Origin of the sequence: Kitasatospora sp. NBC_00070 (assembly GCF_045041205.1) — a bacterium.
GTDB lineage: Bacteria > Actinomycetota > Actinomycetes > Streptomycetales > Streptomycetaceae > Kitasatospora.
On record NZ_CP108247.1, the window covers coordinates 4,136,296 to 4,159,765 of the forward strand.

At 70.7% G+C, this 23,470-nt stretch carries 21 protein-coding genes and 1 rRNA gene; 16 read left to right on the plus strand and 6 right to left on the minus strand.

What is annotated here, in order from left to right; all coding sequences use genetic code 11:
* The first annotated feature begins 54 nt into the window (after positions 1–54).
* The 9 genes from rrf to pstB all read left to right on the plus strand — a co-directional run bounded on the left by rrf (position 55) and on the right by pstB (position 9,757).
* Positions 55–171: ribosomal RNA gene (gene rrf / locus OHV05_RS19165) — 5S ribosomal RNA — on the plus strand.
* A 167-nt stretch (positions 172–338) separates the two neighbouring features.
* On the plus strand, positions 339–1,262 hold the full coding sequence (gene mshD, locus OHV05_RS19170; RefSeq protein ID WP_405018772.1) for a mycothiol synthase: 924 nt from the start codon (positions 339–341) through the stop codon (positions 1,260–1,262).
* 292 nt (positions 1,263–1,554) lie between these two features.
* Complete coding sequence (locus OHV05_RS19175) at positions 1,555–3,768, plus strand: RNA degradosome polyphosphate kinase (RefSeq protein ID WP_405018773.1); 2,214 nt, start codon at positions 1,555–1,557, stop codon at positions 3,766–3,768.
* 79 nt (positions 3,769–3,847) lie between these two features.
* The gene (locus OHV05_RS19180; protein WP_405018774.1) at positions 3,848–4,897 is read left to right on the plus strand and encodes a CHAD domain-containing protein; all 1,050 of its coding nucleotides are present in this window, start codon (positions 3,848–3,850) and stop codon (positions 4,895–4,897) included.
* Positions 4,882–5,388, plus strand: coding sequence for an NUDIX hydrolase (locus OHV05_RS19185; protein WP_405018775.1), 507 nt, complete (start codon positions 4,882–4,884; stop codon positions 5,386–5,388). The genes OHV05_RS19180 and OHV05_RS19185 overlap by 16 nt, the downstream gene beginning before the upstream one ends.
* Before the next feature lie 229 nt (positions 5,389–5,617).
* Positions 5,618–6,745 carry a phosphate ABC transporter substrate-binding protein PstS gene (pstS, locus tag OHV05_RS19190; RefSeq protein WP_405018776.1) on the plus strand — a complete coding sequence of 376 codons (1,128 nt, stop codon included), beginning with the start codon at positions 5,618–5,620 and terminating at the stop codon, positions 6,743–6,745.
* 144 nt (positions 6,746–6,889) lie between these two features.
* A complete protein-coding gene (gene pstC / locus OHV05_RS19195) occupies positions 6,890–7,867 on the plus strand; it encodes a phosphate ABC transporter permease subunit PstC (RefSeq protein ID WP_405018777.1) in 978 nt (325 codons plus the stop codon).
* Positions 7,867–8,937 (plus strand): phosphate ABC transporter permease PstA, encoded by a 1,071-nt coding sequence (gene pstA, locus OHV05_RS19200; RefSeq protein ID WP_405018778.1) that lies wholly within the window; start codon positions 7,867–7,869, stop codon positions 8,935–8,937. The genes pstC and pstA overlap by 1 nt, the downstream gene beginning before the upstream one ends.
* Positions 8,938–8,980: 43 nt before the next feature.
* Positions 8,981–9,757 (plus strand): phosphate ABC transporter ATP-binding protein PstB, encoded by a 777-nt coding sequence (gene pstB / locus OHV05_RS19205; RefSeq protein ID WP_403036916.1) that lies wholly within the window; start codon positions 8,981–8,983, stop codon positions 9,755–9,757.
* A 104-nt stretch (positions 9,758–9,861) separates the two neighbouring features.
* On the opposite strand, the gene OHV05_RS19210 is transcribed toward pstB, so the two are convergent.
* Positions 9,862–10,854: an anion permease gene (locus tag OHV05_RS19210; protein WP_403036919.1), complete on the minus strand. Its 993-nt coding sequence runs from the start codon at positions 10,852–10,854 to the stop codon at positions 9,862–9,864.
* A 5-nt stretch (positions 10,855–10,859) separates the two neighbouring features.
* Positions 10,860–11,480 (minus strand): DUF47 domain-containing protein, encoded by a 621-nt coding sequence (locus OHV05_RS19215; protein WP_057227898.1) that lies wholly within the window; start codon positions 11,478–11,480, stop codon positions 10,860–10,862.
* Between the two features lie 307 nt (positions 11,481–11,787).
* On the opposite strand from OHV05_RS19215, the gene OHV05_RS19220 reads away from it, so the two are divergent.
* Entirely contained in the window at positions 11,788–12,141 is a 354-nt protein-coding gene (locus OHV05_RS19220) for a metal-sensitive transcriptional regulator (protein WP_403037414.1), read from the plus strand.
* Between the two features lie 24 nt (positions 12,142–12,165).
* Here OHV05_RS19220 and OHV05_RS19225 read toward each other — a convergent pair whose 3' ends face one another.
* The 4 genes from OHV05_RS19225 to OHV05_RS19240 form a co-directional block, all read right to left on the minus strand.
* Positions 12,166–12,345 carry a hypothetical protein gene (locus tag OHV05_RS19225; RefSeq protein ID WP_405018779.1) on the minus strand — a complete coding sequence of 60 codons (180 nt, stop codon included), beginning with the start codon at positions 12,343–12,345 and terminating at the stop codon, positions 12,166–12,168.
* A 104-nt stretch (positions 12,346–12,449) separates the two neighbouring features.
* On the minus strand, positions 12,450–13,301 hold the full coding sequence (locus OHV05_RS19230) for a hypothetical protein (RefSeq protein ID WP_405018780.1): 852 nt from the start codon (positions 13,299–13,301) through the stop codon (positions 12,450–12,452).
* A 547-nt stretch (positions 13,302–13,848) separates the two neighbouring features.
* The gene (locus OHV05_RS19235) at positions 13,849–14,514 is read right to left on the minus strand and encodes a phosphatase PAP2 family protein (protein ID WP_405018781.1); all 666 of its coding nucleotides are present in this window, start codon (positions 14,512–14,514) and stop codon (positions 13,849–13,851) included.
* A 137-nt stretch (positions 14,515–14,651) separates the two neighbouring features.
* On the minus strand, positions 14,652–15,704 hold the full coding sequence (locus OHV05_RS19240) for an NlpC/P60 family protein (protein WP_405018782.1): 1,053 nt from the start codon (positions 15,702–15,704) through the stop codon (positions 14,652–14,654).
* Positions 15,705–15,952: 248 nt separating this feature from the next.
* Between OHV05_RS19240 and OHV05_RS19245 the strand changes: the two genes are divergently transcribed.
* The 6 genes from OHV05_RS19245 (at position 15,953) to OHV05_RS19270 (ending at position 23,406) form a co-directional block, all read left to right on the plus strand.
* Positions 15,953–16,303 (plus strand): hypothetical protein, encoded by a 351-nt coding sequence (locus OHV05_RS19245; protein WP_403036934.1) that lies wholly within the window; start codon positions 15,953–15,955, stop codon positions 16,301–16,303.
* Between the two features lie 137 nt (positions 16,304–16,440).
* Complete coding sequence (locus OHV05_RS19250) at positions 16,441–17,247, plus strand: hypothetical protein (RefSeq protein WP_405018783.1); 807 nt, start codon at positions 16,441–16,443, stop codon at positions 17,245–17,247.
* The gene (locus OHV05_RS19255; RefSeq protein WP_405018784.1) at positions 17,237–18,478 is read left to right on the plus strand and encodes a hypothetical protein; all 1,242 of its coding nucleotides are present in this window, start codon (positions 17,237–17,239) and stop codon (positions 18,476–18,478) included. Before OHV05_RS19250 ends, OHV05_RS19255 begins: the two co-directional genes overlap by 11 nt.
* A 7-nt stretch (positions 18,479–18,485) precedes the next feature.
* Positions 18,486–20,054 carry an SCO6880 family protein gene (locus OHV05_RS19260; RefSeq protein WP_403036943.1) on the plus strand — a complete coding sequence of 523 codons (1,569 nt, stop codon included), beginning with the start codon at positions 18,486–18,488 and terminating at the stop codon, positions 20,052–20,054.
* 21 nt (positions 20,055–20,075) lie between these two features.
* A complete protein-coding gene (locus OHV05_RS19265; protein ID WP_403036945.1) occupies positions 20,076–21,425 on the plus strand; it encodes an ATP-binding protein in 1,350 nt (449 codons plus the stop codon).
* A 163-nt stretch (positions 21,426–21,588) separates the two neighbouring features.
* A complete protein-coding gene (locus tag OHV05_RS19270; RefSeq protein ID WP_403036948.1) occupies positions 21,589–23,406 on the plus strand; it encodes a bifunctional metallophosphatase/5'-nucleotidase in 1,818 nt (605 codons plus the stop codon).
* Positions 23,407–23,470: the final 64 nt, after the last annotated feature.

Here is a 23,470-nt window from a genome sequence, read left to right on the forward strand (position 1 = left end):
CGACCCCACACCGTTTGGTCACGGGTGTGGTGCGGTCATGCAGTTTCATAGTGTTTCGGTGGTCATAGCGTGAGGGAAACGCCCGGTTACATTCCGAACCCGGAAGCTAAGCCTCATAGCGCCGATGGTACTGCAGGGGGGACCCTGTGGGAGAGTAGGACGCCGCCGAACAATCTTTGGTCAGAAAGCCCCTACCCGGGATCGGGTAGGGGCTTTCTGCATTTCCGGACCGGAACGACCAGCCCAACCCGATCCGGGACCTCGGGCCGGCGACTCCGTCGGAGCGGACCCGGCGGACCGTCCGGTTTAGGTTCCTGACGCCGCGTATGGTCGGCCTCATGGAGACGACGAACCCGAGTCAGGACGGTATCCGCAGCACCGAGACCCTCGGTCCGGACGATCTTGCGGCGGCCAGGGCGGTGCTCGCGGCGGCGAGTGTGGAGGACGGGCGGGAGGCGGTGTCCGAGGCGGGGCGGCTGCGGTTGCGGGTGGACAGTGCGCGGCCCGGGGTGACCCATCTGGTGCAGCGTCAGGAGGGCGTGCCCGCGGGGTACGCGCAGCTGGAGGCGGGGGAGGAGCGGACCACGGTGGAGCTGACCGTGCATCCGGACCTCCGGCGGCTCGGGCTCGGGCGGCAGTTGCTGGACGCGACGCTGGCCGAGGCGGATGCGGGCACCGTGGACTTCTGGGCGCACGGCGGTCACCCGGGCGCGGCGCGGCTGGCGGCGGAGTACGGGGCGGAGCTGATCCGGGAGCTGCGGCAGATGCGCCGGCCGGCCGACGAGCAGCTGGCCGAGCCGGTGCTGCCCGAGGGCGTGACGGTGCGGACCTTCCGGCCTGGGCAGGACGACGCGGCCTGGCTGCGGCTGAACGCGCTGGCCTTCTCGCACCACCCCGAGCAGGGCAGCTGGACGGAGCAGGACCTGGCCGAGCGGCTGGCCGAGCCGTGGTTCGACCCGGCCGGCCTGTTCCTGGCCTGGCGGGGGGAGCAGCTGGTCGGCTCGCACTGGACCAAGGTGCACCCGGACGGGCTGGGCGAGGTGTACGTGGTGGCGGTGGACCCGGCGGAGCAGGGCAACGGGCTGGGCCGGGCACTGACCGCGACCGGTCTGCGGCACCTGGCGGAGGACCGGAAGGTCCCGGCCGTACTGCTCTACGTGGACGCCGACAACCCGGCCGCGGTGCGGGTCTACGAACGGCTGGGCTTCACGGTGCACGAGGTGGACCTGATGTACCGCCTGAACACCGCCGACCCGCGCTGAACCGAGCGGCGGCCGAGCGGGAGCCGAGCGGTAGCCGGAAGCAGCCGGGGCCCGTACCGGCCGGTGATCCGGCCCGGACACGGGGTGACCGACTCAGCTTTCCTCCTGGCCATGCGGTGTTTACCGTGGATTAAGTTAACGCCGCAAAGATCACAGGACGACGTCAGCAGTGCCACGCCCCCGGTCGGCCGGAGACCCCTCGGCCGACCGGTCGCCGACCGCCCCGGGCGGTTGGGTTCTGGCGCCTGCCGCCGGGAACCCGGAGAACGTCCTGCTGGAGGAGCTGGAGCCCATGAGCGTCCCCCGTCCCGCCTCCGTCCCGAAGAGCTCGAAGGGCCCGAAGAGTCCAGCCGCGGTCACCGCTGCGGCCACCGCCACCGCCCTGCCGCCGTCGCTGGCGCTGGCCGAGGTCGATCTGGAGGTCGACGGCCAGGAGCTGGAGGAGCTGCCGCAGGGCCGGTTCCTCGACCGTGAGCGCAGCTGGCTGGCGTTCAACGAGCGGGTGCTCGAGCTCGCCGAGGACCCGCAGATCCCGCTGCTGGAGCGGGCCAAGTTCCTGGCCATCTTCGCCAGCAACCTGGACGAGTTCTTCATGGTCCGGGTGGCCGGGCTGAAGCGCCGGATCGCCACCGGGGTGGCCCAGCGGTCGGCCTCCGGGCTGCAGCCGCGCGAGGTGCTGGACCAGATCTGGACCAGGTCCCGCGAGTTGATGGCCCGTCATGCCGCGACCTTCCAGCAGGAGGTGCTGCCGGACCTCGCGACGGAGGGTATCGAGCTGGTCCGCTGGGCCGAGCTGGCGGAGAAGGAGCAGGCCCGCCTGCACACGCTGTTCCGGCAGAAGATCTTCCCGGTGCTGACCCCGCTGGCGGTCGACCCGGCGCACCCGTTCCCGTACATATCGGGCCTGAGCCTGAACCTGGCCGTGGTGGTGCGCAACCCGGTCTCCGGGCACAAGCACTTCGCCCGGGTGAAGGTGCCGCAGTCGCTGGCGCGCTTCCTGGCGGCGGGTGACCAGCGCTACGTCCCGCTGGAGGACGTGATGGGGGCGCACCTGGAGGAGCTCTTCCCGGGGATGGAGGTGTTGGCCCACCACGCGTTCCGGGTGACCCGGAACGAGGATCTCGAGGTGGAGGAGGACGACACCGAGAACATCCTCAAGGCGCTGGAGAAGGAGCTGATGCGGCGTCGGTTCGGCCCGCCGGTGCGGCTGGAGGTGGAGGAGTCGATCGACCCCTACATCCTCGACCTGCTGGTGCGCGAGCTGAACATCACCGACGCCGAGGTCTTCCCGCTGCCGGGCCCGCTGGACCTGACCGGGCTGTTCGGCATCGCCGACCTGGACCGGCCGGAGCTGCGCTACCCGAAGTTCGTGGCGGGCACGGCCCGTGGGCTGATCGAGGTGGAGTCGGCCTCGCAGCCGGACATCTTCGCCGCGATGCGCGAGCGGGACGTGTTGCTGCACCACCCGTACGACAGCTTCTCCACCTCGGTGCTGGCCTTCCTGGAGCAGGCGGCCAACGACCCGGACGTGCTGGCGATCAAGCAGACGCTGTACCGCACCTCGGGCGACTCGCCGATCGTGGACGCGCTGATCGACGCGGCCGAGTCCGGCAAGCAGGTGCTGGTGCTGGTCGAGATCAAGGCGCGCTTCGACGAGCAGGCCAACATCAAGTGGGCCCGCAAGCTGGAGGAGGCGGGCTGCCACGTGGTCTACGGCCTGGTCGGGCTGAAGACGCACTGCAAGCTCTCGCTGGTGGTCCGTCAGGAGGGCGACACGCTGCGGCGGTACGCCCACGTCGGGACGGGCAACTACCACCCGAAGACCGCGCGGCTGTACGAGGACCTGGGGCTGCTCACCGCGGACCCGCAGGTCGGTGCGGACCTGTCGGACCTGTTCAACCGGCTGTCGGGCTACTCGCGCCGGGAGTCCTACCGCCGGCTGCTGACCGCGCCGCGCGGGCTGCGGGACGGGTTGGTGGCGCGGATCCAGCAGGAGATCGCGCACCACCGGGCGGGGCGGCCGGCCTTCGTGAAGATCAAGGTCAACTCGATCGTGGACGAGTCCGTGATCGACGCGCTGTACCGCGCCTCGCAGGCCGGCGTGCCGGTCGACGTCTGGGTGCGCGGGATCTGCGCGGTCCGCCCCGGGGTGGCCGGGCTGAGCGACAACATCCGGGTGCGCAGCATCCTGGGCCGGTTCCTGGAGCACTCCCGGATCTTCGTGTTCGGCAACGGCGGTGAGCCCGAGGTGTGGTTCGGCAGCGCCGACATGATGCACCGGAACCTGGACCGCCGGATCGAGGCGCTGGTGAAGGTGACCGACCCGGCGGCCCGTGCGGAGCTGTCGGGCCTGATCGACCTCGGGATGTCGGACGAGACCGAGTCCTGGCACCTGGGGCCGGACGGCCGCTGGACCAGGCACGCGCAGGACGCCGAAGGGCGGCCGCGTCGGCACGTGCAGGACCTGCTGATCGACTCCAGGCAGCGCCGACGCAAGCTGCCGTAGCAGGAGCTGACAGACAGTCACCATCCCCGGGGCATCGCCACCACAGCGGGGACAGCCCTCGGGGGGACGAGGAATCAGCATGACCGATCTGCCGACGACGACGGAGCGCACCGACCACCCGGCCCCGGCCGGGGAGGTGCTGGCGGGGTACCTGAACGCCCGGGCGGGGGCGTTCCTTCGAGCGCTCCCGCTGGCGGTGGGGGAGGCCGGGTCCCGGACCGGCTCGCTGCCGAGCGCCGGGGGCGGCGGGCAGGGGGTGGCCTCGGGGACGGGGGAGCTGCTGCGGTGCGTGCGCCGGATCGGCGGGGCGCTGCACACCTTCTCGACGGTCTTCGAGCCGGTCTGGGCGCAGGAGACCCGGACGGAGCTGCGCTGGCTGTCGGGGCTGCTGGCGCAGGAGCCGGGGTACGTCCGGCGGTCGGCGCGGCTGCTGGCGGCGCTGGACTCGCTGAGCGAGACGGACCCGGGCCGGCCCGGGATGCTGGCCGGGCACGCCGGTGCGCCGAAGGCCCGGGCCCTGATGGAGCGTCAGCTGACGCTGGCCAGGACCAGGGCGCACACCGCGCTGCTGCAGGAGCTGCGGTCGGCCCGGCTGCACGCGCTGGCGGACCGGATGACGCTGCTGGCGGGGGAGGTGCCGATGCTGCCGGGCGGCGAGGCGGACCTGCGGCCGCGGGTGGCGACCGCGCTGGGGGTGCTGGAGGCGGGGGTGGCGACGCTGCCGCCGGCCCGGGCGCCGTACGGGGGCGAGGGGCTGCACCGGCTCGGGGCGGTGCCGGCCCAGGGTGCGCCGGTGGACGCCGACGCGGTGGTGGCGGCGGACGACGCGCCGTGGCACCGGGTGCGGATCCTGGCGAAGCGGGCCAGGTACGCGCTGGAGGTGTGCGGTGCGGGGCTGTCGGAACTGGACGGGATAGACCGGGTGCTGGACCGTCACCAGGAGGCGGCGGACGCGGCGGTGACGGTCTCGACGGCGGCGCGGACGCCGCGGATCACCCCGGCGACGGCGTACGTGCTCGGGGTGGTGCATGCTGATCAGCGGCTGGAGGTGGAGGCGGCGAGGTACGCCTTCGGCCACCAGTGGCCGACTCTCCAGCATCACGGATGGCACGAATGGGCAAGCTGCTGACCGCACCGGTCCGGGGGACGCGCGGGCGGCCGGCCCGGCACGGGCAGACCATCCTGGCGGCCGGGGCGGTGCTCTGGGTGCCGGGGCCGCCGAAGAAGAGCGGCGTGGGCCGGAAGAAGCCGCGGATCGCACTGATCCACCGGCCGAAGTACGACGACTGGTCGCTGCCGAAGGGGAAGCTGGACCCGGGGGAGGGCTGGCGGGCGGCCGCGCTGCGGGAGGTCAGGGAGGAGACCGGGCTGCGCTGTGTGCTGGGGGTGGAGCTGCCCACCCAGCACTACCTGGCGCAGGGGCGGGCCAAGGAGGTCAGGTACTGGGCGGCGGTGCCGACCGGTGGCTCGTTCACGCCGAACCGCGAGGTGGACCGTTTGAAGTGGCTGTCGCCGCGGAAGGCGAAGGCCCGGCTGACCCACGCCCGGGACCGGGAGCTGGTGGACGCGCTGTTGGCGGCGCTGGGCGACGCGGCGTCCGGGCGGTTCGCGGACGAGTGATCTCGTCGCGCCCTGTCCGTGACGCAACCGTTACTACCGATCGGTGTTTCCCGCCATCCGCTACAGGTTCACTCTCCGTTCACTTGTGACCGCCTGACGCGTCACCTGCCCGGCCTAACTTCGGTAGCACCGGAGGGCCGCACGGGCCCCGGACCACAGCAGAACCCGTACCGCCGTCCCACGTCGGGAGCAGGCAGAGCACGGGTGGTGCCACAGAAAGGGAACCCCTGTGAAGCTCCAGCGGAACGGCCGCTCCAAGGCCCTCGCGATCGGTGCCATGGCGCTCGTTGGCTCGCTGTCGCTCGCGGCTTGCGGCTCGGACGACAACGCCGACCCCAAGGCGTCCGGCTCGGCCGGCCCGTCCGCCGCCGCGATCGCGTGTGGCAAGGCCGGCCAGCTCCTCGGCGCCGGTTCCACCGCGCAGGGCAGCGCCATCGACGTGTGGAAGGTTGCCTACGGCAACGCCTGCACCGGTTCGACGATCACCTACTCGGGCGGCGGCTCGGGCGCGGGTGTCCAGCAGTTCAACCAGGGCAAGGTCGCCTTCGCGGGCACCGACTCGGCCCTGAAGCCGGCCGAGGTCGACGCGTCCAAGGCGGTCTGCAAGACCGGCCAGGGCATCAACCTGCCGCTGGTGGCCGGTCTGATCTCGATCATCTACAACGTGAACGGCGTGGACAACCTGGTCCTCGACGGCCCGACCCTGGCCGCGGTCTTCGACTCGAAGATCACCAAGTGGAACGACCCGGCGATCGCCAAGCTGAACCCGACCGCCAAGCTGCCGGACGCCGACATCCAGACCGTGCACCGTTCGGACGACTCGGGCACCACGGAGAACTTCACCAAGTACCTGTCGAAGGCCTCGGCCGGTGCCTGGACCTACGCGCCGGCCAAGACCTGGGCGGGCAAGGGCGGCCAGTCGGCCAACCTGAGCGCCGGTGTCTCGGCCCAGGTGAAGGCGGTCCCGAACTCGATCAGCTACGCCGAGCTCTCCTACGCCCAGACCAACAACCTGAAGTCGGCCGCCATCGCGACCGGCGCCAGCAAGCCGGTCGAGGCCACCGCCGCCAACGCCGCCACCACCTTCGCCAAGGCGAAGATCGCCGGCACCGGCAGCGACCTGGCGCTGACCCTGGACTACGCGACCAAGGAGGAGGGTTCCTACCCGCTCGTCCTGGTCACGTACGAGGTCGTCTGCGACAAGGGCAACAACGCCGAGACCCTGGAGACCCTGAAGTCCTTCCTCACCTACACGGTGAGCGACGCCGGCCAGCAGGCCATCGCGCCGAAGGGCTACGTCCCGCTCCCCAAGGAGCTCGGTGACAAGGTGAAGGCCGCGGTCACCGCGCTCGCCTAGATCCACCGCACCACCGGCCGGGCGGCCCTCAGTTGAGGGGGGCGGGGCTGCCCGGCCGGATCCACCACCGCACCACAAGTCCGGGGCACCGCCGCCATGGTGCCGCCCTCCGCGGGGCAGCACCACCAGACCGGAGTACACACCATGACTTCATCACCCCCTGCTGCCACGCGCGGCGGGGCACGCCAGCGCCGGGACAGTCGGCGCGGCGACGCCATCTTCTTCAACCTCTCCCGCGGTTCGGGCATCCTGCTGCTGGTCATCATGGCCGCCATCGCCGGGTTCCTGACGTACCGTTCGCTGCTCGCCTTCGGGCACAACGAGGGCAACTTCTTCACCACCTTCGAGTGGATGCCGGACGCTCCCAAGCCGACCTTCGGCATTGCCGTGCTGGTCTTCGGGACCGTCGCGAGCGCGATCGTCGCGATGGTGATCGCGGTTCCGGTCGCCATCGGCGTGGCGCTGTTCATCTCGCACTACGCCCCGCGCCGGATCGCCCAGCCGTTCGCCTACCTGGTGGACCTGCTGGCGGCCGTGCCCAGCATCGTCTACGGCCTCTGGGGCGCGCTCTTCCTGGTGCCGCACCTGCGCGGTCTGACCAGCTGGCTGGACGAGTACCTCGGCTGGACGTACATCCTCGACTCGACCAAGGTCGGGGCCGCCCCGCGTTCCCTGTTCACGGTCGGCATCGTGCTGGCGATCATGATCCTGCCGATCATCACCGCGGTCTCCCGCGAGGTCTTCAAGCAGGCGCCGCGGATGCACGAGGAGGCGGCGCTCGCCCTGGGGGCGACCCGCTGGGAGATGATCCGCACCGCGGTGCTGCCGTTCGGCCGCCCGGGCGTGATCTCCGCCTCGATGCTCGGCCTCGGCCGGGCGCTCGGTGAGACCATCGCGGTCGCCACCGTGCTCTCCGCCAGCCCGCAGCTCTCGCTGCACCTGCTCGACGCGGGCGGCGGGACCTTCGCGCAGAACATCGCGCTCCGTTTCGGCGAGTCCGGCGAGAACGGCCGGAACGCGCTGATGGCCTCCGGCCTCGTCCTGTTCGTGATCACCTTGCTGGTGAACGGCGCCGCTCGCATGATCATCGCGCGCCGCAAGGAATACTCGGGGGCCAACTGATGAGCGCCGTTACCGACACCGTGACCGTGCCGCCGCAGCTGCACCGGGGTCTGACGACCGATCGGCTGCCGAACTGGGCCCCGGCCGGGATCGCCGCCGTCGCGATCGCGCTCGGCGTCCTGATCGGCCTGGTCGGTGACCTGCAGAGCCGGATCCAGTGGGGTCTGATCGCGGGTCTGCTCTTCGTCGGCATCACCTACGGGCTGTCCGCCCGGATCGAGGGCCGTCGGCAGGCCAAGGACCGGCTCGCCACCTCGGTGGTCTGGCTGGCCTTCGTGATGGCCGTCATCCCGCTGGTCGCGCTGGTCTTCTACACCGTCCAGCAGGGCGCCGGTGTGGTGGACGCCTACTTCCTGAACCACTCGATGAAGGGCGTGCTGTTCACCGAGGCGGGTGGTGGTGTCTACCACGCGCTGATCGGCACCCTGGAGCAGGTCGGTCTGGCCACCCTGATGGCGGCCCCGATCGGTCTGCTGACCGCCGTCTACCTGGTGGAGTACGGCCGTGGCCGGCTCGCCAAGGCGGTCACCTTCTTCGTCGACGTCATGACGGGCATCCCGTCGATCGTCGCCGGTCTGTTCATTCTCTCGCTCTGGATCCTGCTCTTCGACTTCGAGTACTCCGGCTTCGCGGGCAGCCTCGCGCTGGCGATCCTGATGATGCCGGTGGTGGTCCGTTCCACCGAGGAGATGCTCAAGCTCGTTCCGAACGAGCTGCGCGAAGCCTCCTACGCACTGGGCGTGCCGAAGTGGAAGACCATCCTGCGGGTGGTCCTGCCGACCGCGATCGGTGGCATCACCACCGGTGTGATGCTGGCGGTCGCCCGTATCACCGGTGAGACCGCGCCCGTGATGATGCTGGTCTTCGGGGCCGACATCATCAACTCGAACCCGTTCGAGGGTCCGCAGCAGTCGTTGCCGCTCTACATCTGGCAGCAGTACCAGACCAACAACGACTTCGGGTACGCCCGCGCCTGGGGCGCCGCACTGGTGCTGATCGCCTTCGTGATGGCGCTCAACCTGGTCGCCCGGGGCATCGCCCGCTGGCGTTCGCCCAAGTCCGGTCACTGACACACCGACTGACGCCCCAGAAGACGAGAGAAGACGAAAGATCATGGCCAAGCGCATCGACGTCAGCGGACTGTCCGCCTACTACGGCACCACCAAGGCCATCGAGGACATCTCGATGACCGTCGAGCCCCGCTCGGTGACGGCCTTCATCGGCCCCTCCGGCTGTGGCAAGTCCACCTTCCTGCGCACCCTGAACCGGATGCACGAGGTGATCCCCGGTGCCCGGGTCGAGGGCAAGGTGCTGCTCGACGACGAGAACCTGTACGGCTCGGCGGTCGACCCGGTCGCCGTCCGCCGCACCGTCGGCATGGTGTTCCAGCGGCCGAACCCCTTCCCCACCATGTCGATCTACGACAACGTGGCGGCCGGGCTCAAGCTGGCCGGCGTGAAGAAGAAGTCGGTGCTGGACGGCGTGGTGGAGAAGTCGCTCCAGGGCGCCAACCTCTGGAACGAGGTCAAGGACCGGCTGAACAAGCCCGGTGCCGGCCTGTCGGGCGGTCAGCAGCAGCGGCTCTGCATCGCCCGCGCGATCGCGGTCGAGCCGCAGGTGCTGCTGATGGACGAGCCCTGCTCGGCCCTGGACCCGATCTCCACCCTCGCCATCGAGGACCTGATCGGTGAGCTCAAGTCGCAGTTCACCATCGTGATCGTCACCCACAACATGCAGCAGGCGGCCCGGGTCTCCGACCGCACCGCCTTCTTCAACCTCGCCGGGGTCGGCCAGCCGGGCAAGCTCGTCGAGCTCGACGACACCCAGCGGATCTTCTCCAACCCGTCCGTCCAGGCCACCGAGGACTACATCTCGGGCCGGTTCGGCTAAGACTGCTTCGCGGCGCTGCATGGCGGTGCCGCCGCGAAGTCGGAGAAGGCCCGCCCCCGTGATGTGGGGGCGGGCCTTCGTCGTGCCGTGACCGGCGGGTCGCGCTAGAAGACCAGGTAGACGGCCCAGTAGATCAGCGCGGCGACCAGGGCGGCGGCCGGCATGGTGATGAACCAGCCCAGCACGATGTTCTTGGCCACGCCCCAACGGACCGCGCGGATCCGCTTGGTGGCCCCCACGCCCATGATCGCCGAGGTGATCACGTGGGTGGTGGAGATCGGCGCCTTGAAGACGAACGACGTGATGTACATGATCGTCGCGGCGGTGGTCTCGGCCGCGAAGCCCTGCGGCGGGTCCAGCTCGATGATCTTGCGGCCGAGGGTCCGCATGATCCGCCAGCCACCGGCGTAGGTGCCCAGCGAGAGCGCCGTGGCACAGGAGATCTTCACCCAGACCGGGATGTCGCTGCCGCTCTGGTGACCGGAGATGGTGAGCGCCATCACCACGATGCCCATGGTCTTCTGGGCGTCCTGCAGACCGTGGGCCAGCGCCATCGCGGCGGCCGAGGCGGTCTGGGCGACCCGGAAGTTGCGCTTGGCCCGGTGCGGGTTGGCCTTCCGGAAGATCCACAGGATCGCCAGCATCACCAGGAAACCGGCCACCAGGCCGATCACCGGCGACAGGAACATCGGAATGATGATCTTGTCCACCACGCCGGACCAGATCACCTTGGTGCCGCCGGCCAGCGCCGCGCCCACCATGCCGCCGAACAGGGCGTGCGAGGAGGACGAGGGCAGCCCGAAGTACCAGGTGACCAGGTTCCAGGTGATCGCGCCGACCAGGGCGGCGAACAGGATGCCCATCCCCTGACGGCCCGTCGGGGTGGCGATCAGGCCCTCGGAGACGGTCTTCGCGACCCCGGTGCCGAGGAAGGCACCGGCCAGGTTCATCACCGCGGCCATCGCCAGCGCGGCGCGCGGGGTGAGGGCCCGGGTGGAGACCGAGGTGGCGATGGCGTTCGCCGAGTCGTGGAAGCCGTTGGTGTACGTGAAGAAGAACGCCACCCCGAGGACGGCGATGAGTGCTGCCGTATCCACGCTGGTCAGGACTCCTTGACGGCGATGGTCTCCACCGTGTTGGCCACGTGCTCGAACGCGTCGGCGGCCTCTTCGAGGACGTCCACGACCTGCTTGAGCTTCAGCACCTCGATCGCCTCGTACTGACCGCTGAACAGGTGGGCGAGCAGCTTCCGGTGGATCTGGTCGGCCTGGTTCTCCAGCCGGTTGATCTCGATCCAGTACTCGGTGAGCTTGGTCATGGTGCGCAGCTTCGGCATCGCCTCGGCGGTCAGCTCGGCAGCCCGGGCGAGCACCTCGATCTGCTGCTCGACGCCCTTGGGCAGGGTCTGGATGTCGTAGAGGACGACCAGGTCGACCGCCTCCTCCATGAAGTCCATGATGTCGTCCAGCGAGGACGCGAGGCTGTAGATGTCCTCGCGGTCGAAGGGCGTGATGAAGGAGGAGTTGAGCTGGTGGAAGACCGCGTGGGTGGTGTCGTCCCCGGCGTGTTCGGCGGCGCGCATGCGCTCGACGATCTCCGCGCGGGCCGACACGTCTGAACCCAGCAGTTCCAGCAGGAGCTTCGATCCCACGACCAGGTTCTCCGCGGCTGCGGCGAACATGTCGTAGAAGCTCGTCTCCTTCGGGGTCAGGCTAAAACGCACGGAAATCTCCGATGTGCGGGGTAGGGACTGAACGATGCTAGGCGCAAGGCGTCAGAAGTGCGCAAACGGGGTGATGTTCACGGAGCCGGAGCATCCGGTTCCGCACTTCGGCACGCGGCGGTGCGGTCGGGGCCGCACACCGGTGTGCGGACGTGAGTCATCAGTCTGACGGAACAGCGGCCCGATTACCCCCCTGTTGCGGTCGGAGATCGGTCGCGCCGCTCGTACGGAGGAACAGACCCGGGCCCCGTGGTGTTGGACACTTGAGCCCTACGGACAGGTGAGCACCGAGACTGAGGCGGACGGGATGACCAGCGTCGGGACACAGGACGCCGAGCTCCAGCAGGAGCCCGGGCACCAGGAGCAGGCCGGGCACGGCCCGCACGGGTACAGCTCGCAGAAGGCCGAGCACCTGAAGCGGCTGCGCCGGATCGAGGGTCAGGTGCGCGGTCTGCAGCGGATGGTCGACGAGGACGTGTACTGCATCGACATCCTGACCCAGGTCTCGGCCAACACCAAGGCGCTGCAGGCGTTCGCGCTCTCGCTGCTGGAGGAGCACCTGCGGCACTGCGTTGCGGCCGCCGCCGAGCAGGGCGGCGCCGAGCTGGACGCGAAGGTGGCCGAGGCCACCGCCGCGATCTCCCGCCTGCTGCGGACCTGACGCCGGCGCGGGTCTGACGCCCGGTCAGCCGGACGCCTCGTCACCCGACCGCAGCACCTCGTCGATCCGCTCGGGGGCCAGCCGCTCGCTCTCGCTGTCGGAGGCGGCGATCATCAGCTCCCCGGTCAGCTCGATCTCGTCCAGGGCGGTCTGGTCGTGACCGCCGCGGGGCCCCGAGGACGCCATCACCCGTTCCACCCCCATGGACCCGTCCGACCGGTGGCGTGCCGCCCCCGACTCCAGCGTAGGGAGCCGGGGCACGCGGCCGCATGGCACGGACGGGCCATCTCTGGCCACCATCCGGGCGGTTACTTCGGCGGGGTGGACGCCGCAGGCCGATCGGGCCGCATGGAGTAGATCTCGGCCGGCGCCGGCTCCGCGGCCTCCACCGGCTTCCCGAACTCGGACAGCGAGAGCACCGAGACCACCTTCACCTGGTCCTTGGGCTGCTTCGACCCGGCCACCCCGGAGAACCCGAACGTCTGCACCACCTTGCGCAGCCGCCCCTGCCCGTCCAGCCAGACCTCGTACGGGATCTCCTTCACCGTGAACGTCCCCGCGGCCATCCGCAGCCCGTCCCCGCCCCGCCCGCCGGTGGCCTCGGCGGCCTTGGCCAGGTCGAGCACCCCCTTGTAGTGCTTGAGCTCCACCCCGCCGACCGACTCGGTGCCGACCAGCTCGGCCTGCTGCGCACCGCGCAGCGCGCCGGCCGCGCTGGCCGGGTCGGTGGCCCCGCTGCTGACCAGGTTGCCGTCCGGGAGCTGGCGGATGTCCAGCTTCACCCACTTGCCCTCGGGGATCTTGGCGCCGCTGTTCTGCAGGTAGACCGTGCCGGGCAGGACCACCTCGGCGATCTTCCCGGTGGTCGCGGCGCCCGGCGGGACGGTGATGTCCAGGCGGCCGATCCGCTTCACGTAGTCGTAGCCGCCGGCGCCGGTGAACACCGCCTTCTTGTCACCCGACTCGGTGGTCAGCTCGGTGACCGCCTGGGCGGAGCCGGTGCGGCCGGTGATGTCGGCCGCGCTGCGGACGGCGGTCAGCGGGTCGGCCGACAGCTGGTCGGCGGAACCACCGGCCGGGTGGCCCGACCCGCTTCCACAGGCGGTCAGAGCGGCGGCGAGCACCGCCACGGCGGTGGCGGTACGAGCGGACTTCTTCACGACAGCGACAACCCCCTCGGGCCTGGGCCCGGCAAGCAGCCACCCCGGATGGGCAGAGCTCTTGCGTGGCAAACGAGTTGACGGCCCCGGGGTTACGGGCGGACCGGCGCACAGTGTTCATTTCGCGCCGGTCGGCGGAGCGGTTACCGTGGCAGGGTGCCCCGCGAGCATCACGTGACGATCGACGAACGCGGCTCCTTTGCCATCGCCCACTGCACCTGCGGCTGGTCCGCCCCCGCCCGCCGCTCCCGGGAACGCTCCCGCAGGGATGCCGAGGCACATGCTGCAGAAGCCAGGGGCTCGGGGCCCTGCTGATGTGCGGCTCCGCCGCGTGGGCGACGCCGACTTTTAGGCAGGTGCTTCGGAAGGGTCAGGGGCTCGGGGAACTGCGACGCCGACCCTTGCAAGGTGATCGTCGCGTAGGTGGTCAGGCACTTTCGCAGTGACCCGAGCGCCAGATCTCCTCGCCCACGCGGCGGAGCCGCACATCAGCAGAGCCCCGAGCCCCTGGACAGTGCAACCGAGCGCCCTGCAGAAAGCTGAGCGCCTACGCCGCGAGGTCGCGTTCGGCGTGGCGGCGGGAGCGGCGGCGGGGTTGGGGGGCCACCAGCAGGGGGCGGAGGGCGGTCCGGGCGAGGGCGTGGCAGAGCGGGACCAGGACGGCCATCGCGAGCGGGGCGAGCAGCAGGACCACCGCGGCCGCCAGCGCGTAGCCGCCGAGCACGTCGGTCGGGTAGTGCACCCCGACGTACAGCCGGGCGAAGCCCTGGAGCAGGGCGAGCCCGGCGGCGACCAGCCCGAGCCGTCGGTTGACCAGGTAGAGGGCGATCGCGAGGCCCATCGACATGGCCGAGTGGTCGCTGACGAAGGAGAGGGTGCCCTCCTTGCCGGCCACCAGGACGTCCAGGTCCGGGTGGTCGACGAACGGGCGGGGCCGGTTCACCAGGGCGGAGATCGGCAGGTTGGCGAGCTCGCAGAGGGCGACCGCCAGCGGGGCCCAGAGCAGGCCGGCGATGGCGACCGGGGCGTCCGGGCGGCGGCGGGCCTGGAGCCAGGCGACCACGCCGATCAGGGCCAGGCCGAGCAGCAGGCCGTACTCGCCGAACCAGGCGACGGTGCCGTCGACCCAGGAGGGTGCGGAGTCGGCCAGCCCGTTCACCGCACGCAGCAGCTCCAGGTCGGGCCCGGTCGTGCCGCCGAGCAGCGTCGACACGCCACACCTCCGTCGGATCCGATTGTTCGCCATCGGTCACAACGCCGGAACCGGGGTATCGGGTTCCGTCTCGACGCGGTGTTATGAAAAATTGACTGACCGTCCACCGCACGGTCACACACCTCTGGTCGGTGCGGTCACTCCCGCCCGGTGCCCTGGCCGCCGCTCGCGATGTCGCCGTCGGCGTTCCTGGTCGGCAGGGCGACCGCGCCGTCGGGGGTGACCCGGGTGGCGCCGAAGTACTTGGCCCGGTCGATGCTGTCGTAGCGGATCACCGCGCCGGTGTGCGGAGCGTTGATCATGGACCCGCCGCCGACGTAGATGCCGACGTGGTCGATCGAGCGCGGGTCGCTCTGGTCGGTGGCGAAGAAGACCAGGTCGCCCGGACGGAGTTGGTCCCGGCTGGGGTGCGGTCCGGAGTTCCACTGGTCGTTGGCGACCCGGGGGAGCTCGATGCCGACGCTGGCGTACGCGGCCTGGGTCAGCCCGGAGCAGTCGAACCGGCCGTCCTGCGAGGCCCATCCGTTGCCGCCCCAGAGGTACGGGGTGCCGAGGGTGCGCTGGGCGTAGTAGATCGCCCCGGCGGACTGGGCGGACAGGGCGAGCGAGCTGCCCGCGACGGGCGCGGTGAAGCTCTGGGCCAGGGACTTGATGCTCCGTACGTAGCCCTGGGTCTCCTTGTACGGCGGGATGCCCTGGTACCTGGTGACCGCGTCGGGGCCGGCGTTGTAGGCGGCCAGCATGTTCGACTGCAGGTCGCCGGGGACCTTGGCGACGAACCTGGCGAGCGCGCAGTCGAAGGTGGCGGCGGAGGCGATCGCGTCCAGCGGGTCCCACGGGTCGGCCTTGCCGTCGCCGCTGCCGTCCCGGCCGTAGCCGGCCCAGGTGTCCGGCATGAACTGGGCCATCCCCTGGGCGCCGACGGGGCTCTTGGCGGTCGGCTTGAAGCCGCTCTCCTGGTAGAGCTGGGCGGCCAGCAGCGGGGGCGACAGCTCCGGGCAGAGCGCGCCCCACTGTTCGATCGGCGCCTGGTAGGCGGCCGGCACCGAACGGCTGGAGAGGGCGAGTTGGTTTCCGGCGGCGGCCGGGGCCCCGCTGGCGGCGTACGTACCGAGCACGATCACGGCGACGAAACCGACGGCGAGCACGCCGACGGCGCCTGTGGCGGCCTTGGCCTTCCCGAGTAGCATCAGCACCGTCCCGACGAGGCGTCAGTTTCCTGTGTCCGAGAAGGCATTGCTCAGCGCAATCATCGCAGATACAAAGAGTGAGCGGTATCATTCGTACGGTGGACATCCTGGCGTACGTGTCCCATCCCCTGCGACCAATCCGCGAGAAGCAGCCAAGTCGGCATCAGATCTGGCCAAGAATGGGTACCGGCCCTTCGCGCAACCCTGGTCCGGGGCCTTGAATTTGCCTGATCGGGCGGTGAGATGGAATGAACCAGAGCAACCTGCTGAGCGACCGGATCGGCTTCCTGGCCGAGGACCCCCCCAAGAAGGCGGGCATCGACACCATCATCGGCGGCATCGCCCCGGACTGGGGCCCGTTCGCCAGTCTCGGCGCCGAGGCCAGGACGATGGTCCAGGTGGTGATGGCGGTCGCCATCCTCTCCTGCCTGGGCATCGCGATCTGGGGTGCCGCCAAGCAGCGGATCGGCGCGACCGCGATGCGGGACACCTTCGGGGCCGAACAGGGCAAGGGGCTGATCGTCGCGGGGCTGACCGGCGTGTTCATCATCGGATCGCTCGGCACTCTGTTCACCATTGTGTACGGCATGGCCATCTGACGATCGGACAGTCCTAACCCCGGTGGTGCGGCCAGGCGGCCGTCGCCGCCGGGCTGTCGCGCATCCCAACCCGTTCGCGCAGCACAGTCAGTCCACGATTGGGCGCCCGCCGGGCTCCCCGTACCAGGAGGGTCGCCGTGCCGGTGTCCGACGACCAGCCGCACACCCGGACGCGGCTGCCGGTCGGCGAGCAGTCCGTCTACCAGTCGACGGGCCGTCAGCCGCGCCCGCTGCGCACCCTGTTGACCGTGCTGCTGGTGGTGGCCCTGCTGGTGGTGGCGATCTCGATCGCGAACCGGGACAAGCCGGACCCGGGCGCCGCCGCCTCGGCCGACCAGGTGACCGCCCCGCCCGCCTCCGCCACCGCACCGACCGGCCAACTCCCGGTCGCCACCGCCTCGAACGGCATCGGCGTCGGGTACCCGCACACCGGCCAGGGCGCCCAGTCCGCCGCCGCCAACTACGCGGTCGCGCTGGGCTCGGTGGAGATGCTCCGGGCGGAGGGGCGGCGCACCGTGCTGGCCACCATCGCGGACGCCTCCAGCCAGGCCGCGCTGACCGCCCGGCTGGACGCCGCGTTCAGCAAGGAGACGCTGGCCCGGCTCGGCCTGGACGACAAGGGGAAGGCGCCGAAGGGGACGACCTTCGTCAGCCGGACGATCCCGGTCGGCACCAGGTCCACCAACTCCGCGGACACCGCCACCGTGGTCGAGGTCTGGTGCACCGGCCTGCTGGGGCTGGCCGGGGCCTCCTCGGTGCGCCCGGTCACCGAGAACTGGTTCACCCTCACCGTCACGATGCGCTGGACGGGAGCCGACTGGAAGTTGACCGACTTCGCCCAGCGGTCCGGTCCGGCCCCGCTGCCCGGCGACCAGCAGGCCGCCACCGCCGAGGAGATCACCGGCGCCGTCCAGGACTTCGGAGGCTTCCGCTATGCCCGTTGACGGTCACCGACTCCGCCGGGCGGCCACGCTGCTCGGTTCGCTCCCGGTCCTGGTGCTGCTGGCCGCCCAGCAGGCGTGGGCCGATCCGGTGGTGCCCTCGCCCACCCCCCGGTGCAACCTGCCGCTGCCGGGCGGCCCCAGCGTCTGTGACGCGCCCTCAGGTGCGGTGGTGGTCCCCAGCGGTGGTGGCGGCACCATCGGCGGCGGGATCACCGACCCGCTCGGCTCGCTGGCCAAGGGCTGCGCGCAGGCCGCCGCCTACGTGGTGCGGGCGCTGTCCGGCGCGATCGACGGCACCACCCAGGTGGACTTCACCAACGCCGCCTTCCTCCAGCAGTACGCGGTGGTGTTCGCGGCCTCCACGGTGATCACCCTGGTGCTCTGGCTGCTCGCGGTGACCAAGCGCGCGGTCCGCGGCGCCTCGCTGGCCGGGGCCATCTCGGAGGCGATCGGCTTCCTCTGGCTGACCGTCATCGCCTCCGCCTTCACCCCGCTGATCCTCTACACCCTGGTCTCCGCCACCGACGGCCTGACCGACGCGATCTCGGCCGGCACCAAGTCCGACACCGGCACCTACCTGGGCGGCTTCGCGGACACCCTGGAGAAGGGGTCGATCGGCGGCGGGCCGCTGATCCTGATCATCATCTCGCTGGTCGCGGTGCTGGCCGCCGCGGTGCTCTGGATCGAGCTGCTGATCCGGGCCGCGATGCTCTACGTCGGCGCGCTGCTCGGCACCGCCGTGTACGCCGGGCTGGTGGACAAGCAGCTCTGGAAGCACGTCCGGCGCTGGGCCGGGGTGATGCTCGCGGTCGACCTGGCCAAGCCGATCATCGTGATCATCCTCGGTCTGGCCGGCGCGGTGGCCACCGGTGCCGGGGTCACCGACGACTTCTCCAAGGTGCTGTCCGGCCTGGCCATCCTGTTCCTGTCGATCTTCGCGAGCGCCGCCGTCTACCGCTTCGTCCCCGGCTTCGGCGACGAGATGATGCAGCTGCGGAACGCCCGGGCGAGCGCCGTCTCGGCCGGCTCGGCGATGATCAACGGCCCGGCCAACCTGGTCAAGCAGGGCATCTCCACGCACGGTTCGCGCGGCGGCCCGCAGGCCGCCAACGCCTCCACCGGAGCGGGCGGCGGCTCCGTCGCCCCCGGTATCGCCGCGCACGGCTCCCGCACCCCGGCCCCGCCGGCCCAGGCCCCCGCCCCGACCACCAACCCAGTGAAGGGAGCGTGACCGGCCAGTGAGCAGCGAACAGTACGGCGGTGGTTCCTACGCCCAGCCGTACGTGCACCAGCGTCGGACCTATCTGATCGGCAAGTCCCGCCCGAACGCGCCGATCGGGCGCAACCGGGAGTCCGGGGAGATCGTGCTGATCATCTTCGGCGCCTTCCTCGGCATGGTGTGGGGCCTGGCGATGCCGGTCCTGCCGTTGCGGATCGCCGGTCTGATCGGCCTGCCGCTGCTCGCCGTGATGGCCGTCTACGTGCCCTACCGGCGGCGGACGTTCTACAAGTGGGTGGAGATCAACCGCACCTACCGCCGCACCGCGCGCAGCGGCCGGGGCCTGTGGCGGTCCGACGTGGTGGACGCCGGCACCCGGCTGGACGGCCGGGAGATCGAGATCGGCCCGCCGCCCGGCGTCGGACGGCTGCGCTGGCTGTCCGCGCCGTTCGGTCCGGACGAGGTCGGGGTGCTGATGCACCTGGAGCGCCGTACCGTGACAGCCGCGATCGAGATCGAGGGCCCGGGCGTCGGGCTGCGCGACTCGGAGGACCAGGAGACGCTGGTCGACCGGTTCGGCACGCTGCTCAAGCACGTCGCCAACGGGGACGGCTTCGTGACCCGGCTGCAGATCCTGGCCCGGACGCTGCCGGCCGACCCGGACGCGCACGCCAAGGACGTGGAGCGGCGGGGCAACCCGTCCTCGCCGGGCTGGCTGCAGGACAGCTACGACCAGCTCCAGTCGATGGTCTCCACCTCCTCCGAGCAGCACCGGGCCTACCTGGTGGCCTGCATGCACTACACCCGAGACCTGGCGGCCGAGGCGCACGCGATGGGCCGTACCTCGGGGGCCCGGCGGGCCAGGGACGACGAGGGACTGGCGGCCGTGATGGCCCGTGAGCTGACCGACATCTGCGCCCGGCTGGCCGAGGCCGACATCCGGGTCAGGCAGCCGCTCGGCCACGCCCGGCTGTCCTCGCTGCTGCACTCGATGTACGACCCGGACCACCCGATCGACCACATCCAGGCGATGAGCCAGCGGAACGCCTGGCCGGCCGAACTGGACGCCACCCACCAGCAGTTCCTGCAGGCCAAGACCCGGGAGTCGGCCACCAGGGAGCCCTGGTGCCACGCCACCGCCTGGATCAAGGAGTGGCCGCTCACCCCGGTCGGGGTGAACTTCCTGGCCCCGCTGCTGGTGCACACCCCGGACGTGATCCGCACCGTCGCGGTCACGATGGACCTCGAGCCGACCGACGTCGCGATCGAGCGGATGCTGACCGAGAAGACCAACGACGAGGCGGAGGCCAGCCGGGCCGCCAAGATGAACCGCACGGTGGACCCGCGCGACCTGGCGCACACCGGCCGGGTGGACCAGCGCGGCGACGACCTGGCCTCCGGCGCGGCCGGGGTGAACCTGGTCGGGTACATCACGGTCTCCTCGCGCAGCCCGGAGGCGCTGGCGCGCGACAAGCGCACCATCCGCGCCTCGGCGGGCAAGAGCTACCTCAAGCTGGAGTGGTGCGACCGCGAGCACCACCGGGCCTTCGTCAACACCCTCCCGTTCGCCACGGGCATCCGCCGCTGACCCTTCCCGGGAGGACCACTGATGGCCATCGGAAGCCTGACCGACGCTTTCACCAGCCTGATGTTCGGCAAGGTGGAGACCGCCCGGCTGCCCGTGCGCACCTCCACCGGCCAGGCCCAGGCGGTGTACCTGCCCACCGCCGCCCCGGGGCTGGGCGACTCCGGGGTGATCATCGGCCGCGAGGTGTACAGCGGCAAGGGTTACGTCTACGACCCGTTCCAGCTGTACGGGCAGCAACTGCCCGCCCCGCACTGGCTGGTGCTCGGCGAGTCCGGCAACGGCAAGTCGGCGCTGGAGAAGACCTACGTGCTGCGCCAGCTGCGGTTCAAGGACCGCCAGGTGGTGGTGCTGGACGCGCAGGGCGAGGACGGCGTCGGCGAGTGGAACCTGATCGCCAACGCGCTGGGGATAAAGTCCATCCGGCTGGACCCGATGGCCGCCCGGGACGGCGGCGTCAAGCTCAACCCGCTCGACCCGGCGATCACCACCACCGGCCAGCTGTCGCTGCTGCGCACCATCATCGAGGTGGCGATGGGGCGCGGCCTGGAGGAGCGGGCGGGCTTCGCGCTGAAGGCCGCGCACGCCCATGTGCTGGCCACCGTGACGGACCGTCAGCCGGTGCTGGACGACATCATCACCACCCTGCGCAGCCCCGAGCTGGGCTCCACCGACTCGCTCGGGGTCGAGGTCCGGGACGTGCAGTCCTGGGGCCTGGACGTCGCGCTGGTGCTGGACCGGCTGGTCGACGGCGACCTGCGCGGCATGTTCGACGGCTCCACCACCGACGGCATCGACCTGGACGCGCCGCTGATCGTCTTCGACCTCTCGCACATCGACCGGAACTCGATCGCGATGCCGATCCTGATGGCGATCGTCGGGGTCTGGCTGGAGCACACCTGGATCCGTCCGGACCGGAAGAAGCGGATCTTCCTGGTCGAGGAGGCCTGGCACATCATCAACAGCCCGTTCGTGGCCCAGCTGTTCCAGCGGCTGCTGAAGTTCGGTCGGCGGCTCGGGCTGTCCTTCGTCGCGGTGGTCCACCACCTCTCCGACGTGGTGGACGGGGCGGCGGCCAAGGAGGCCTCGGCGATCCTCAAGATGGCCTCCACCCGGACCATCTACATGCAGAAGGCCGACGAGGCGAGAGCCACCGGCCGGGTGCTCGGCCTGCCCCGCTGGGCGGTGGAGATCATCCCGACGCTGTCCCCGGGCATCGCGGTCTGGGACGTGAACGGCAACGTCCAGGTGGTCAAGCACATCATCACCGAGGCCGAGCGGCCGCTGGTGTACACCGACCGCGCGATGACCGAGGACGCGGTGGCGGAGCGGGACCGGGCCGAGCGGCACCTGGAGGCCGAGCCCCGGCGGTGAGGGGCCGTCAGTCCCCGGCGGTCCGGTCGGATTCGTCTGCAGGAAACGCTCTCGTTACCTCCGGGGTCCTGACAGCTACGCGCGTTGACTCTAGGCTGCATCGGGTCACACCACCCTCGGCTCCACCCCACGGCGGAGCCCCAAACGGTGCAGGGGAAACCTCATGCCCAATGTCGGTCAGCTCGGCCGCTTCCGTCGGCCCGCGTACGCCGCGGCCGCCGTCGTCGGCCTGTTCGGGACGTTGCTGGTGCCGAGCGCCGCCCAGGCGCACGGCTGGGACTGGAACTGGCACCAGCCCAAGACCGAGGACCTCCAGATCCTCGCCATCAACGACCTGCACGGGAACCTGGAGCCGCCGGCCGGCTCCTCCGGGAACATCAAGGAGATCGACCCGGCGACCGGCAAGGTGGTGGACACCCCCGCCGGTGGCATGGAGTACCTGGCCACCGCACTGCGCCAGGCCCGCGAGGGCCACCGCAACACGGTCACCGTGGCGGCCGGCGACCTGGTCGGCGCCAGCCCGCTGCTCTCCGGCCTGTTCCACGACGAGCCCACCGTCGAGGCGCTCAACAAGGTCGGCCTGGACGTCACCAGCGTCGGCAACCACGAGTTCGACGAGGGCTCCAAGGAACTGCTCCGGCTGCAGAACGGCGGCTGCCACCCGACCGACGGCTGCTACGAGAAGGGCCGCAAGTTCAAGGGCGCGGACTTCGAGTACCTGGCCGCAAACGTCACCAACGAGAAGACCGGCCGCCCGATCCTCAAGCCGTACTGGGTGAAGAACGTCCACGGCGTCAAGGTCGGCTTCATCGGCGCGACCCTGGAGGGCACGCCGAACATCGTCACCGCGGCGGGCATCCAGGGTCTCAAGTTCGGCGACGAGATCGAGACCATCAACAAGTACGCCAAGGAGCTCAAGCGCCAGGGCGTGGACTCGATCGTGGCGCTGATCCACGAGGGCGGCTACCCGGCCTCCAGCACCTACAACTACGACTGCGGCGCGGCCGGCCAGGGCATCTCGGGCCCGATCGTGGACATCGCCAAGGGCCTCGACCCGGCGATCGGCGCGATCGTCACCGGGCACACCCACAACGCGTACGCCTGCGCCATCCCGGACCCGAACGGCCAGCTGCGGTCGGTCACCAGCGCCGCCTCGTTCGGCCGGCTGTACACCGAGATCAACCTCAAGCTGGACAAGCGCTCCGGCGCGATCGTCCGCCCCTCGGTGACCGCCGCCAACCACGTGGTGCGCCGCACCACCGAGAAGGCCGCCGACATCACCTCGCTGATCAGCCGCTACAGCAAGCTGGCGGCTCCGATCGCCAACCGCTCGCTCGGCTGGATCGGCGCGGACATCAACGGCCGTGGCTCCAGCGCGTACGAGAAGCCGCTCGGTGACGTGATCGCCGACGCCCAGCTGGCCGGGCTCGCGCCCGCCGACAAGGGCGGCGCGCAGATCGCCTTCATGAACCCCGGCGGCATCCGCTCCGACCTGGTCTACAAGGCCAGCGGCGCCGAGGGCGACGGCGTGGTGACCTACGGCGAGGCGTTCACCGTCCAGCCGTTCACCAACATGATGCAGGTCAAGACCCTGACGGGTGCCCAGGTCGTGCAGCTGCTCAAGGAGCAGGTCAGCGGCCTCAACACGGCCGCTCCGAAGATCCTGCAGAACTCCAAGGGCCTGACCTACACCCTGGACCTGAACAAGACCGGCGCCGACCGGGTGCCGGCCGACTCGGTCAAGCTGAACGGCGCCCCGATCAACCCGACCGCCAACTACCGGGTCGCGGCCAACGAGTTCCTGGCCGGCGGCGGCGACGGCTTCCCGACCTTCGCGGCGGGCACCGACAAGCTGGTCGGCGTCTCCGACCTCGACCTGTTCGCGGCCTACCTCGGCGCCAACTCCTCCGCCACCGCCCCGCTGGCGGTCCCGGCGCAGGACCGGATCAAGGTCATCGGCGTCGGCGAGGACGTCAACTGACGTCCACCGCACACCTGAAGTGAGAGGGGCACCCCTGCGGGGGTGCCCCTCTCGCGTGCGGTCC